Raw genomic sequence first — 13,746 nt, 5'->3', positions numbered from 1 at the left:
ATATGTAACTTATGCTTTCGGTGTGTGGTGATATAAATATTCTTTTTGGGGTAGATCGCTGATCAAAGTAGATAAAGCAAAAGATCAACCTATGATCTTCGGTGGTGTGTTGTGACAATTTAGTGTGTTAATATTGACCAGTATAGAGGCTTGCATAAGAACAAGCTGTTCCCAGTACACAATTGAAAGCTTTAGTAAATGAAACAACAATTTTTATTAGAAGGTCACCGAGCAGTAAACAGCTTGCTTCGAAAGCTTGCCCTTGGGTTGGAGCGCAAAGAATTAAATCGCAAGATCATTCAACTCACCGAGCAAATTTTTGGTGAAAGAATGGCCTCTATTTTATTGCTAAACCCTGAATCGAATACATTGCATTTAGAGTATGCTCCAAACTTACCTGATTTTTATAACCAGCAGATTGAAGGGGTTGGGATTGGTGCTGGGATTGGTTCTTGTGGCGAAGCGGCGGCACTTAAGAAAGCTGTCATAGTTTCCAATATTAACGCACACCCGAATTGGACTCCTTTCTTAGCCTTAACCAATCAGGCTAATCTTCATGCATGTTGGTCTGTGCCAATTATCTCTTCAAACGGCCATGTATTAGGTACCTTCGCAATTTACAGTCAGTACATCTCAGAGCCCCATGAGTGTGAACTTGAGATCTTAGAGCTATTGGCTTCTCTGTATTCAGTGGCACTCGAGAAGTATGAGTTAGAGAATCAACTCAACTTTTTTGCTAATCGAGACTCCCTAACACACAGTTTGAATCGCAGAGCGCTGCTGAGAGAAGCTGAGCTAGTGCTAACTAAGCGCTGTTTTTCAGAAAAAGTGATGGCGTGCTTGTTTGTTGATGTCGATAAATTTAAGTCAATAAATGATAGGTTTGGCCACAGCTTTGGCGATAAGGTGTTGTTAGCCGTTGCAAAAGTGCTTGATCAAGCGACCACTGCCTGTGCCAAGATAGGGCGCTATGGTGGCGATGAGTTTGTGGTGTTTTCTTGTTTTAATGATCGAGAAAGCGTGCTGAACTTTTATCAAAGCTTAGAAAGAGCCTTGGAGCAAGCTCTCTATATCGATGGCACTCAGTTTTCAGTCAGTATTGGGCTTGCTTATGAGAAAGATCCAGAGTTATTGGAAGCCTTGATCGCACAAGCTGATAAGAACATGTACCAAATCAAGCAAACCAAGTCTCAGCAATAGTAGATTGTAAAAATAGTTGTGAATTAGGAAATGCTAATGAGTGAAAATATCTGCCCTAAGTGCCAATCTGAGCTAGGTTGGGATGGAAAGTATCACTGTGAAAGTTGTCAGGCACACTTTACTAAGGTTGGGTTTTGCCCTGAGTGCAGCAGCCAACTTGAGAAGCTTCAAGCTTGTGGTGCAGCGAGCTATTTTTGTAATGGTGAGTGTAATGAGCTTAAATCTAAATCGAGAGTAAAGTTCGAATTCCAACCAGCGGAATAGCCTTAAATTATTTGGTTTGAACGACAATCGGTGATGTTATATCAGAGACTCAATACCAAAGTGTTGGGTCTTTTTTGTATCTAATGAACCTAGAGCTCGCTCTTAGCGAATCTTGTTGTCACTTGCGATTCAATCACACCGTCTTCAACTTGGGTGGTGATCACTTCACCGACTTCGATATCGTTAACGGATGATACAGTTTTACTCGATGCTGAATGGGTAATGCTGTAGCCACGTTTTAGGGTTGCTAATGGACTTACGGTTTCTAACTTTTCGGCAGCCATGGCTAGTTGGTGGCGAGTAGTCAGTAATGTCTTGTCCATTGCATCCAATAGCTTTTGCTCTGAACGTTGTAGATGCAGTTTCTGTTCACCAAGGCGTTTCACTGGCGAGTTCAGCTGAAGTTGGTGCTGCTTACGTTCAACACGCTGCGCATGCTGCTTTAGGTATTGAGTCATACCACGACGCAAACGCATGTCTAAGTCATCAAGTTGCTGACTCTGCTTTTGCAGTTGGTAGCTCGGGTGTTGTTTCTCTAAGCGGTATTTCAACGTTTGAGTTGATTGCGCTTGTTTGATTAACACATGACGAATCGCACTCACTAAACGAGCACGTTTAGACGCATAAGCTTGCTCTTTATGACTGTTGTCACGGCTAACCAATTCAGCGGCTGCTGATGGCGTTGGAGCACGCATATCTGCGACGAAATCGGCGATAGTGACATCAACTTCGTGTCCAACGGCGCTGATAATCGGGATCTGACTTGCTGCAATGGTGCGAGCTACGATCTCATTATTAAAGCACCATAGATCTTCCAAAGAACCGCCGCCTCGGCCAACGATCAATACATCACACTCATTGCGTTCATTGGCACGCCCAATTGCTTGAGCAATTTGAATCGCCGCTTCTTCGCCCTGAACCATGGTTGGGTAAACCACAACAGGCAATGAAGGATCGCGTCTTTTCAGTACATCGAGAATATCGAAGAGGGCTGCGCCTGTTTTTGAGGTGATAACACCGACGCATTTAGGATGTTCTGGAAGAATTTGTTTACTGGACTGAGCAAATAAACCTTCCGCCGCCAAGTTCATCTTAAGTTTTTCAAACTCTTGCTGAAGCTTGCCGTCACCTTCTGGCTGCATGCTTTCGATGATAAGTTGATAGTCACCGCGTGGCTCATAAAGAGACAGACGTGCTTTGACTAACACTTGATTACCGTTCTGAGGCTTAAAAGTCACACGGCGGTTATTGCCACGAAACATGGCGCATTTAACTTGAGCTAGAGAATCTTTAAGCGTGAGGTACCAGTGACCAGAGACAGGTGCAGAGAAATTTGAGATTTCACCAACGAGCCAGACTATTCCCATTTCGTTTTCTAATAGGAGACGAACCTCTGAGTTGAGGCGAGAAACAGTAAAGATGTTTGGATTGGTCATAGAAGCGCTATCTATCCTTGAAGGAAGGTCTTTATCTTGGAATCTCACTGGGCGTGAGTATGGAAGATAGCGGCAATATAATACATAGCAAGGGGGTGAATGCAAATTAAAAGTATAAAAATGTGTAGCCAAGCGATTTCGTTGGCCGTATAATCCGTCCGCAATATCTAATCCAAATGCAGTTTGATTTTCCTTAATTGGCTGCCCTCATTAGGCGAAACGATGAGATTGGATTGTTTCTTTTTACTCCTATTATTGTGAGATATTGCAAATGCTAAGAATTGCCAAAGAAGCGCTGACATTCGACGACGTACTGCTAGTGCCAGCACACTCCACCGTTCTCCCTAATACAGCTGATCTTCGCACTCAGTTGACGAAGAATATTTCCCTTAACATTCCAATGATCTCTGCATCGATGGATACTGTGACAGAAGCTCGCCTAGCGATTGCACTGGCACAAGAAGGCGGAATAGGCTTCATTCATAAGAACATGTCTATTGAACAGCAAGCTGAAATGGTTCGCCAGGTTAAAATTTACGAAGCAGGTGTGGTTTCTCACCCTGTTACTGTAAACCCTGACGCGACAATCGCTGATGTTGTAGCCCTTACTCAAAAACACGGCTTTGCCGGTTTCCCTGTTGTTACTGAAACAAACGAATTGGTTGGTATCATTACTGGCCGTGACGTTCGCTTTGTGACTGACCTTTCTAAGAAAGTTGACGTAGTAATGACGCCTAAAGCTCGCCTTGCTTCTGTTAAAGAAGGTGCAACTCGTGAAGAAGTTCAAGAGAAAATGCACGAAGCGCGTGTTGAAAAAGTTCTTGTTGTAAATGATGACTTCCAACTAACGGGAATGATCACTGCAAAAGATTTCCATAAAGCAGAACGTAAACCAAACGCTTGTAAAGATGAGCGCGGCAGCCTACGTGTAGGCGCAGCTGTTGGTGCTGGTGCTGGTAACGAAGAGCGCGTTGCTGCTCTTGTTGAAGCTGGCGTAGACGTTCTACTTATCGACTCTTCACACGGTCACTCTGAAGGCGTACTTAACCGTATCCGTGATACGCGTGCTGCATACCCTGATCTACAAATCATCGGTGGTAACGTAGCAACTGGCGCTGGCGCTCGTGCTCTTATCGAAGCCGGTGTGAGTGCAGTTAAAGTGGGTATCGGCCCGGGTTCAATCTGTACGACTCGTATCGTTACTGGTGTTGGTGTTCCTCAAGTAACAGCAATCGCAGACGCAGCTGAAGTGGCTAACGAATACGGTATTCCAGTAATCGCAGATGGCGGCATCCGCTTCTCTGGCGATATCTGTAAAGCTATCGTTGCTGGCGCATCTTGTGTGATGGTTGGTTCAATGTTCGCGGGTACTGAAGAAGCACCGGGTGAAGTTATCCTTTACAACGGTCGTTCTTACAAGTCTTACCGTGGTATGGGTTCTCTTGGCGCTATGTCTCAAGGTTCTTCTGACCGTTACTTCCAATCTGACAACGCTGCAGACAAGCTTGTTCCAGAAGGTATTGAAGGTCGTATCGCATACAAAGGTCGTCTAAAAGAGATCGTTCACCAACAGATGGGCGGTCTACGTTCAAGCATGGGCCTAACGGGTTCTGCAACTGTTGAAGACATGCGTACTAAAGCTGAGTTTGTTCGTATCTCTGGTGCGGGCATGAAAGAATCTCACGTACACGATGTTCAAATCACGAAAGAAGCACCTAACTACCGTTTAGGTTAATAATACGTCCAAACGTTTGAATAATGTGCTGATTTAATCGGCACATTATTTTATCTACCGCCTGTTTTGTTGAACGTATGATTTTCTCAAAACACGGGGTTAAAGATATCCTACGAAAACGTTTGCTTTATTTCTTGAAGAGTTAATCAGAGGTGAGTAAACTCGCCTCCGTTTTATCACATAGCCAATAAGACTGCTTACAATGACTAAAAATATTCATGACCAACGTATTCTAATTCTGGACTTCGGTTCTCAATACACACAGCTAGTAGCTCGTCGTATTCGTGAGATCGGTGTTTACTGTGAACTTTGGAGCTGGGACGTAGAAGAAGCGGATATTCGTGAATTCAATCCAGACGGCATCATCCTATCTGGTGGTCCTGAAAGTGTAACGGAAGAGAATTCTCCACGTGCACCCCAGTACGTATTTGATTCAGGTGTTCCTGTCTTCGGTATCTGCTACGGCATGCAAACTATGGCTGAGCAACTTGGCGGTAAAGTAGCAACGTCTACTGAGCGCGAGTTCGGCTACGCAGCAGTACAAGTAACGGGTGAATCTGCACTTTTCGCTGACCTTGAGACGACTCAAGATGTTTGGATGAGCCACGGTGATAAAGTGGTTGAAATCCCTGCTGATTTCACAAAAATCGCAGAGACAGACACTTGCCCATACGCAGCAATGGCAAACGAAGATAAGAAATACTACGGTGTTCAATTCCACCCAGAAGTAACGCACACTAAAAACGGCCTGAAAATGCTTGAGAACTTCGTTCTTAACGCGTGTGGTTGTGAAGGTCTGTGGACTTCAGCATCTATCATTGAAGATGCAGTTGCACGTATTAAAGAACAAGTAGGTGACGATGAAGTTATCCTTGGCCTTTCTGGTGGTGTTGATTCATCAGTAGTAGCAATGCTTGCTCACCGTGCTATCGGCGACAAACTAACATGTGTATTTGTTGATAACGGTCTTCTTCGTTTAAACGAAGGCGAGCAGGTTATGGAGATGTTTGGCGATCAATTCGGCCTAAACATCATTAAAGTTGATGCTGAAGATCGTTTCCTTGACGCTCTTGAAGGCGAAGCTGAACCAGAAGCGAAACGTAAGATCATCGGTCACGTATTCGTAGATATCTTCGATGAAGAGTCTAAGAAACTGAAGAATGCTAAATGGCTTGCTCAGGGTACTATCTACCCAGACGTAATCGAGTCTGCAGCATCTAAGACAGGTAAAGCACACGTAATCAAATCTCACCACAACGTTGGTGGCCTTCCTGATGATATGGAAATGGGCCTTGTTGAGCCTCTACGTGAGCTGTTTAAAGATGAAGTACGTAAGATCGGTCTAGAGCTTGGTCTTCCATACAACATGCTTTATCGCCACCCATTCCCAGGTCCTGGTCTAGGTGTTCGTGTACTTGGCGAAGTGAAGAAAGAGTACTGTGATTTACTGCGTCGTGCTGATGCTATCTTCATTGAAGAGCTTCACGCTGCTGACCTTTACCACAAAGTATCTCAAGCATTCACGGTATTCCTACCTGTACGTTCAGTTGGCGTAATGGGCGATGGCCGTAAGTACGATTGGGTTGTATCTCTACGTGCAGTAGAAACTATCGACTTCATGACTGCTCACTGGGCACACTTACCATACGACTTCCTAGGTAAGGTATCTAACCGTATTATCAACGAAGTTAACGGCATTTCACGTGTTGTTTACGATATTTCTGGTAAACCACCAGCAACTATCGAGTGGGAATAATCTCTTAGAGATTTAACCAGTTTTGATTAAGATCTTAAGCCTCGAACTCAGTTCGGGGCTTTTTTCTTTTTATTTAGGAGATTAAGGATTTACATCTACAACGAGCAACAAAATCCGTTGGAAGTTAGATATCACCTCAAGAAACAATGAGACGTTTTGTTGTGTTGAAGGATACATAAAAGTGTCACTCGCACTTTTTATAAATTCACATGGTAACGACTGGCTCATTTCCCATGCGCCGCATACTCTTTGATGGACTTATTAAGGACAGATAAGAGAATCCATCATGTTAAAAATCAAATATTTGGCGACAGTAGTTGGCTGCACTTTAGCTGCGCACAGTTACGCGTCTTTGAACATTCAACCTGATCCGCAAAACCCGAATGGCTACCTTGTTGAAAAGTCAGCATTACAAGCGGCTGAACAAGCGAAAACATCCGATCCTATGTATGCGATCTGGTCACAGGCATTGCAGACTCGACCAAATAGCATTGTTGAGGCGATTGAACCGGGCTTGGCTTCTAACCCTGAAAACGTGAAACGAGTCGAGCGTGTGTTCCCTCAATCTGAATGGGACTTCCTGACTCAGATGGCAGCACCAGAGTACACTTATACTCGCTTCTTACGCGCGATTGGCAAATTCCCAGCCTTCTGTGGAGAGTACACTGATGGCCGCGACTCTGACGCCATTTGTAAGAAATCCATCATCACGGCCTTTGCTCATTTCGCTCAAGAGACCGGCGGTCATATCGCGATAGATAACACCTCTGATAACCCATTGGCCCTAGAAGAGTGGCAGCAAGCTTTGGTGCATGTTCGTGAAATGGGTTGGTCTGAAGGTCAAGAGGGTTACACCACAGGGTGTGGTCAGAACGATTGGCAGAATGCACGCTGGCCATGCGCGGCAGGGCAGGGTTACTTTGGACGTGGTGCTAAACAGCTTTCTTACCATTTTAACTACGGCGCGTTCTCTGAAGTGATGTTCGATGGCGATGCGACGGTGCTACTGAACAATCCGGGCTTAGTCGCTGATTCTTGGTTGAACTTGGCTTCTGCTATCTGGTTCTTCCTTACGCCTCAAGCTCCTAAACCTGCTATGCTGCACGTTATCGACCGCACTTGGACGCCATCTCAACGCGAATTGGATGCGGGCATTGGTTATGGGTTTGGTACCACGATCAATGTGATAAATGGTGGTATTGAATGTGGTGAGCAGAACAAAGATAAAGGCCAACCCGTTAACCGTATTCGTTACTGGGAAGGGCTAGCGGCGCACTATCAAATTCCTGTAGAAGCGGATGAAGCCAATACATGTTGGCAGCAAACCCCTTATGGAAGCCTGAACCTCAATGGTGCAACGGATGTGTTGTACACCAACTGGGATGGAAACTGGAAATACTACGCAGACCGCCCAGAAGGCTACTCATTTGAATGTGAGTTGGTTGGTTTCCAAACCGCTTATTCAGCCTTGGTGGCCGGAGATTACGAGAAGTGTGTGACCAATTTTTATGGATCACATGCGAGCTGGCCTGAAGTGAAAGTGGTCGATAAGCTTGAACCGGTTGACCCTGGTACTAACCCCGGAGGCAATGGTTGGAGTGTAACGAAAGTTTACAATGCTGGCGACCAAGTCACTCACAACGGCGCGACTTATCAAGCTAAGTGGTGGACTCAAGGGGATGATCCTGCCAATGGCGGCCCTTGGAAATTAGTAGCGGGTGAGCTAACACCACCCGTAGTGACAGATCCATCGCCAGTTGACCCTACACCTGTCGATCCTGATCCGGTAGACCCAACACCGGTTGAACCACCTGTGACTGAGCCGCCTGTCGTTGTTGATCCATCGGTGTTTATCACATGGCAAGCGGGTGTTAGCCAAGTGAGCAATGGCGATAAGGTTACACATAATGGCAAGTGCTTCGTAGCTAAAAACGGCCCAGGAGTCTGGGAAAGCCCTGTTCAATCGAACTGGTTTTGGGATGAAATTAGCTGTAAATAATTGACTTAAGCAAGCCTCCTAGAGGCTTGCTTGTTCAGTGACAGTTATACGACACTTCCCTTACTTTCTATTACAGTAGTGCTTTCCATTTATCGATAAACTGTGTTCGTGAATAATTCGATTACAGGGCAATTAAAATGAAGTTAAAGCTATCTATTCTTGCGTTATTGGTAACTGGAGTTACTGGGTGTAACAGTACGCCGCAGTCAGGTATCGAGCAAAGTTTGGGCTGGGGTAATTATGGCAGTTTGAGTTTTGAAACGAGCTCTGAAGGTATTGTTGCTCAGCGTTATCAAGTATTAAAAAGTCCTGTAGGTCAAATCACGTCTATAGAGGAACAAGGTAACCAAATTCATGTTATTCAAACACTTGAAGGCGCTTTAATTAAAGGTGTCGATAGTACAGGCATTATGAATTACGAAGGCTGTATGGAGTCTGTTGGGGAAGTTGATGCTGCTGTTAATGCATACCCGTCAATCGTTCAATTCTTATTAAAGCAAGCTGCGCCTCAAGGTCCTAATTCTGTATCAACATCATTACCTTTCACTGTCTCAGAGTCAGCCAATAACGCTCAAATTTACATTGGTGAAGCAACTTCTGTAGAAATTGAAGGTGAAAGCTATCCTATCGGTCCTATGATCGAACTTTCTGCGCCGTGGGGGGCATCTGGCCAAATCACATCTGTAGATGCGACAACCTTTGAATTTTCATATTTTACGACCAACGATGGCCACAAAGATACGGTTGATATCCGTGGTGCATGGAGCCAAAGTATGGGCCCGATGGATAAGTTTAACCAAGAACCTTCGGGAGAGTGGTTAGCGTGTGTAAAGCCTGAGGTTCAAGCGGTCTTGATGGAACAAAGCCCTAAACGAGTTGGCGAGATACTTGAAATCATCACGAAAGCCGAACTGGCGAACGATGCAATCTAAGATTGCGATTTAGCGATCTATCTTTTTATGCCGTTCGGATTAAAATTTGCGTACAAATTTTATTAACTTTTTTTAAAGGCGCGCAAAATGTCAACAAAACTGGCGAACCCGGCACCACTTGGCCTAATGGGTTTCGGTATGACTACTATACTTCTTAATATCCATAACGCAGGTTTCTTTCCAATCGATTCAATGATTCTTGCTATGGGTATTTTTTACGGTGGTCTAAGCCAAGTTATCGTGGGCACAATGTGTTTCAAACGTGGTGACACGTTCGGAACAACTGCGTTTACTTCTTACGGTCTATTCTGGTTATCTTTGGTTGGTTTAATCGTAATGCCTTACATGGGCCTACCAGCAAGTCCAGCAGCGTTTATGGGTTGGTACCTACTACTATGGGGCATCTTCACTGGCTTCATGTTCATTGGTTCTCTATGCTACCCAGTAGCGAAACAAGTAGTATTCGGTTCACTTACTATTTTGTTCTTCCTACTTGCCGCTCGTGATTTCACTGGCAGCGAACTGATCGGTACTATCGCTGGTTTTGAAGGTATCTTCTGTGGTGCGTCAGCTATCTACTTTGCAATGGCACAAGTAATCAACAACGAATATGGCCGCACAGTACTGCCAATCGGTGAGAAAAAAGCGCCTCAAATGACGGCTCAAGAGATTGCTGCTTAACGCTCTAGCTTGGGAACAGTTAGTTTGTTATAAGCAGTCAGTTCATTATAAGTAATGAGCTCGTTATAAACTGCGATTTTTATGAACAAAACAAAAGGGGTTAGCCGAAATGGCTAACCCCTTTTTTATGCGTTATTTATAGTGCGAGTTAAAGCGATCTACTTATAAAGGCGATCTGTGCGTAAACGCGACCTATTTATTAAACGCTAAGTCAAGCTTAAGCTGAAGGTTGCTCTACAGGTTTACTGTCTGCAACTTCAGATTCAGGAGACTTGCCTGTTTTTCGCTTGTACTTCTCTTCCCAGTAAGTTGCCCCTTTAATGCCTAGTTTTACAGGGTTGAACGTGTACTCAGTCACACCTTGTTTCTGTTGTTCTTCGTAGTCTGCTAAAGCCTTAAGCGCAGGCTTAGACATGAAGAATATGATCAGAATACCAACGATGTTTAACCATGCCATCAAGCCAACACCCACATCACCCATTGCCCATGCAAGGTTTGCTGTTTTAACGGTGCCATAGAAAACGGCACTAATAAGAACAAGCTTAAGTACGAACATCATGCCAGGGATCTTGATGGTACGACGTAGGTAAGCAATATTCGTTTCTGCGATGTAGTAGTAAGCAAGAATCGTTGTAAATGCGAAGAAGAACAGAGCAAATGCGATGAACGGCTTACCAATGCCTGGCAGTGCACTTTCAATAGCAAGCTGTGTAAATACGGGACCATTCGCACCGATGTTTGCTGCTAGGTTCTGAACAAGGAATACACCTTCAGCGCCGCCGTGAACGTTGTAAGCACCAGTGATGATGATCATGAACGCTGTAGCAGAACATACTAGAAGAGTATCAATGTAGATAGAGAACGCTTGAACCAAACCTTGCTGAGCTGGGTGATCAACACTTGCCGCAGCTGCCGCGTGAGGACCAGTACCTTGACCTGCTTCGTTTGAGTAAACACCACGTTTAACACCCCAACCGATTGCAGCACCAAAGCCTGCCATAGGAGTGAATGCATCACCCAGAATCATTCCGAAAACAACAGGAACTTGGCTGATGTTTAGTAGGATGATAACGAATGCGATGATGATGTAAGCCAACGCCATGAATGGAACGACAATTTGTGTGAAGTTCGCGATACGTTTAACACCACCAAAGATGATGAAAGCAAGGATGATAGCAACAACAGTACCAGTGAAAATTTTAGCGAAACTGAATGTACCGATAGCTGTTTCAATCATATCACCTGAGCCAAATGCAGCTTCTACAGCATTACCTATACTGTTTGACTGAACACCTGGAAGCAAAATACCACATGCAAAAATAGTCGCGATAGCGAAGATCCATGCGTACCACTTCTGACCCATTGCTTTTTCAATGTAGTAAGCCGGACCACCACGGAACTGGCCTTCATCTTCTTCTTTATAGATTTGCGCCAGCGTAGATTCTGCGTAAGCAGTCGCCGCGCCAAAGAAAGCTACCACCCACATCCAGAATACTGCACCTGGGCCACCGAAACCGATAGCGGCAGCAACACCTGCAATGTTACCTGTACCTACACGGCCAGACAGCGAAACGGCAAGAGCTTGGAAAGACGAGATGCCTTTTGATGAGCTTTTACCCGAAAGTAGCAAGCGCCACATTTCAAAGAAGTGACGGATTTGAACAAATCGAGTCATGATGGAGTAGAACAAACCTGCACCTAAACATAGGTAGATAAGTACTGGGCTCCAGATTATTCCATTCAAAAAATCAACGAACGACTGCATGAGTATTTTCCCTGTTAGTTTTGCTTATGATTGTTTTTCGAACAACACAATACTTCACTTGTAACCCGAGTGTTAAATTATTTAACTGCGCATTGGGATTACTGTGACATAAAGCAAGTTATAGAGGGTGTTTGTTAATGCTTAGTGCTAATTCTATAATCGTTCCATTTAACTTGTTATGCAACAGATTGTTGCGGCTGGTGTTTTGCAAAGTGAATAAATAGTGATTAATACAAAAGGGTGGGGAGGTGCGCAGAAGAAGGGTAGGTGTGCACAAGAGACGAAATTGCGTAAAACAGCGGTTAAAGCCACTTAGCATGAACGGCTGATATATGAGTGGTGAGATGGATTTGATTGGAATATATCACCTGCATCGAGTGATCTCGCAGGTCTAAGAGACTGTGTTTTTTGAAGGTTCGATAGTTGAGGACTTCATGTTTACTGAGGGAAAGTGGCTAGTTTGATACGTGTTTCAAACAACCACAAACCCTCGCGCCTTTAGTTCTTGAGCGAATTCAGACTGAGTATTTGGCTCACCGTGAATCAAATGCACCTCTTTCGGTGGAGTCGCGATGCCCTCTATAAATCGATTGAGATCCTCTTTATCGGCATGAGCAGAATAGCCAGACATGCCATGAATTTGAGCATTAACCTCAACGTCTTTGTTATCAATAGAAACTTGCATTTCGCCTTGTTGCAGCTCTCGTCCGAGCGTTCCGTGTGCTTGATAGCCCGCTAAAATCACATCCGTCCGTTTATCGGGAAGCAAAGCGGATAAGTAGTTCATTATCCTGCCGCCCTGACACATTCCAGAAGCTGCGACCACAATCGCGGGTTCACCTGTCGACTTGAGGCGATTCACGATTTTCTTGTGCATTCTATGTCCATCAACCGTAATGCACTGCTCAAAAGCGAGTGGGTGACGTTTCAGTTCAAGACGCTGCTTTGCTTCTTGCCCCCATAACTCTTTAAAGCGTCGGTAGGATCGCGTCACCTTTTCTGCCATAGGCGAATCGAGGATGATAGGAATATCGCTGCTGAGTTGATGCTCAAAGATCAACTGTTCGATATCAAATAGCAGTTCCTGTGTTCGACCGATGCTAAAAGCCGGAATTAGAATAACGCCGCCATCAAGTAACGAACGATCAATGATTGCTTTGAGGCGTTCAGAGCGTGAAGCAATATCATCATGTGTACTGGTGCCGTAAGTTGATTCGATAAACAGATAGTCGGCTTGTTGTGGTGGTTTAGGATCCGGTAGCAGTGGCGTGTTACTAGGGCCCAAGTCACCTGAAAAGACCACTACCTCTTGGTTGGGTAATTTAATCTCGATATAGGCAGAACCTAAGATATGTCCTGCAGGTTGAAAGCGAGCGTACAGAGTATTTGGCCTATGATGATCTTTTCCATCGTTTTGCTGTTTAGAGACAATTGGAAACCATTCCCCATAAGGCTTGGGAGCTATCAACGAATGAATCTTTTTGAGTATCAGCTTTGATTGTTTATTGCTGAGCCCTTGCAGTTTTAAGCCATCTTCAATCATTAAAGGAGCGAGCTCTGCGGTGGCTTGCGTGCAATAAATTGGTTGGTTAAAGCCACTGGCAAGCAACCAAGGTAATCGTCCGATATGATCAATGTGAGTGTGGGTCAGCAGCAGAGCGTTAAGGTGGGACGTTGCAAATTCAATATCAAGAGGGCGTGCATCTTCACCTTGGGACTCTTTACCTTGAAGATCTAAACCTTGAAACAAGCCACAATCGATGAGAACCGCTTGGCCTGAATCTCTTAATTCGTGACAAGATCCTGTAACGGTATGTTTGCCGCCATGGTGAATCACTTCCATCGTTTACTCCCATTACTCTAAAAAGCCATTAACGCCTGTTTTTATTTTGCGGATAAGCGCCAGCAAGTAAAACAAGAACAATGAGAGTTGCGATCGTTGAGTGTCTTTTTAAGTAACTGAGCAATGACTCTGTGG

At 44.6% G+C, this 13,746-nt stretch carries 10 protein-coding genes; 7 read left to right on the top strand and 3 right to left on the bottom strand.

Translation table 11 applies throughout. From position 1 onward, the window contains the following. Nucleotides 1-198: 198 nt before the first annotated feature. On the top strand, nt 199-1,200 hold the full coding sequence (locus tag OCV44_RS11505; protein WP_139684135.1) for a sensor domain-containing diguanylate cyclase: 1,002 nt from the start codon (nt 199-201) through the stop codon (nt 1,198-1,200). 36 nt (nt 1,201-1,236) lie between these two features. Continuing rightward, nucleotides 1,237-1,464, top strand: a complete 228-nt coding sequence (locus OCV44_RS11500; RefSeq protein ID WP_017099592.1) for a zinc ribbon domain-containing protein — start codon at nt 1,237-1,239, stop codon at nt 1,462-1,464. Between the two features lie 89 nt (nt 1,465-1,553). Here the strand turns inward: OCV44_RS11500 and xseA are convergent, their stop codons facing one another. After that, nucleotides 1,554-2,831: an exodeoxyribonuclease VII large subunit gene (gene xseA / locus OCV44_RS11495; protein WP_390903459.1), complete on the bottom strand. Its 1,278-nt coding sequence runs from the start codon at nt 2,829-2,831 to the stop codon at nt 1,554-1,556. Between the two features lie 340 nt (nt 2,832-3,171). Between xseA and guaB the strand changes: the two genes are divergently transcribed. The 5 genes from guaB to OCV44_RS11470 all read left to right on the top strand — a co-directional run bounded on the left by guaB (nt 3,172) and on the right by OCV44_RS11470 (nt 10,003). Then, nucleotides 3,172-4,635 (top strand): IMP dehydrogenase, encoded by a 1,464-nt coding sequence (guaB, locus tag OCV44_RS11490; protein WP_004735127.1) that lies wholly within the window; start codon nt 3,172-3,174, stop codon nt 4,633-4,635. A 202-nt stretch (nt 4,636-4,837) separates the two neighbouring features. Continuing rightward, on the top strand, nt 4,838-6,391 hold the full coding sequence (guaA, locus tag OCV44_RS11485; protein ID WP_086049989.1) for a glutamine-hydrolyzing GMP synthase: 1,554 nt from the start codon (nt 4,838-4,840) through the stop codon (nt 6,389-6,391). Nucleotides 6,392-6,677: 286 nt separating this feature from the next. After that, complete coding sequence (locus OCV44_RS11480) at nt 6,678-8,390, top strand: chitinase (RefSeq protein ID WP_139684133.1); 1,713 nt, start codon at nt 6,678-6,680, stop codon at nt 8,388-8,390. A gap of 137 nt (nt 8,391-8,527) precedes the next feature. Then, nucleotides 8,528-9,322 (top strand): hypothetical protein, encoded by a 795-nt coding sequence (locus tag OCV44_RS11475; RefSeq protein ID WP_139684132.1) that lies wholly within the window; start codon nt 8,528-8,530, stop codon nt 9,320-9,322. Between the two features lie 87 nt (nt 9,323-9,409). After that, entirely contained in the window at nt 9,410-10,003 is a 594-nt protein-coding gene (locus OCV44_RS11470) for an acetate uptake transporter (RefSeq protein WP_009848306.1), read from the top strand. Between the two features lie 217 nt (nt 10,004-10,220). Here the strand turns inward: OCV44_RS11470 and OCV44_RS11465 are convergent, their stop codons facing one another. Continuing rightward, the gene (locus tag OCV44_RS11465) at nt 10,221-11,768 is read right to left on the bottom strand and encodes an alanine/glycine:cation symporter family protein (RefSeq protein WP_009848307.1); all 1,548 of its coding nucleotides are present in this window, start codon (nt 11,766-11,768) and stop codon (nt 10,221-10,223) included. A gap of 472 nt (nt 11,769-12,240) precedes the next feature. After that, nucleotides 12,241-13,611, bottom strand: coding sequence for an MBL fold metallo-hydrolase (locus OCV44_RS11460; protein WP_139684131.1), 1,371 nt, complete (start codon nt 13,609-13,611; stop codon nt 12,241-12,243). Nucleotides 13,612-13,746 lie beyond the last annotated feature (135 nt).

It is taken from the genome of Vibrio tasmaniensis (assembly GCF_024347635.1).
GTDB classification, from domain to species: domain Bacteria; phylum Pseudomonadota; class Gammaproteobacteria; order Enterobacterales; family Vibrionaceae; genus Vibrio; species Vibrio tasmaniensis.
Note: the sequence above shows the minus strand (reverse complement) of the source record. Positions and strands in the feature narration are given on the sequence as shown.

Coding starts and splice junctions, on each gene's coding strand:
- OCV44_RS11505 (WP_139684135.1), top strand. CDS start 199: ATGAAACAACAATTTTTATTAGAAGGTCACCGAGCAGTAAACAGCTTG.
- OCV44_RS11500 (WP_017099592.1), top strand. CDS start 1,237: ATGAGTGAAAATATCTGCCCTAAGTGCCAATCTGAGCTAGGTTGGGAT.
- xseA (WP_390903459.1), bottom strand. CDS start 2,831: ATGGGAATAGTCTGGCTCGTTGGTGAAATCTCAAATTTCTCTGCACCT.
- guaB (WP_004735127.1), top strand. CDS start 3,172: ATGCTAAGAATTGCCAAAGAAGCGCTGACATTCGACGACGTACTGCTA.
- guaA (WP_086049989.1), top strand. CDS start 4,838: ATGACTAAAAATATTCATGACCAACGTATTCTAATTCTGGACTTCGGT.
- OCV44_RS11480 (WP_139684133.1), top strand. CDS start 6,678: ATGTTAAAAATCAAATATTTGGCGACAGTAGTTGGCTGCACTTTAGCT.
- OCV44_RS11475 (WP_139684132.1), top strand. CDS start 8,528: ATGAAGTTAAAGCTATCTATTCTTGCGTTATTGGTAACTGGAGTTACT.
- OCV44_RS11470 (WP_009848306.1), top strand. CDS start 9,410: ATGTCAACAAAACTGGCGAACCCGGCACCACTTGGCCTAATGGGTTTC.
- OCV44_RS11465 (WP_009848307.1), bottom strand. CDS start 11,768: ATGCAGTCGTTCGTTGATTTTTTGAATGGAATAATCTGGAGCCCAGTA.
- OCV44_RS11460 (WP_139684131.1), bottom strand. CDS start 13,611: ATGGAAGTGATTCACCATGGCGGCAAACATACCGTTACAGGATCTTGT.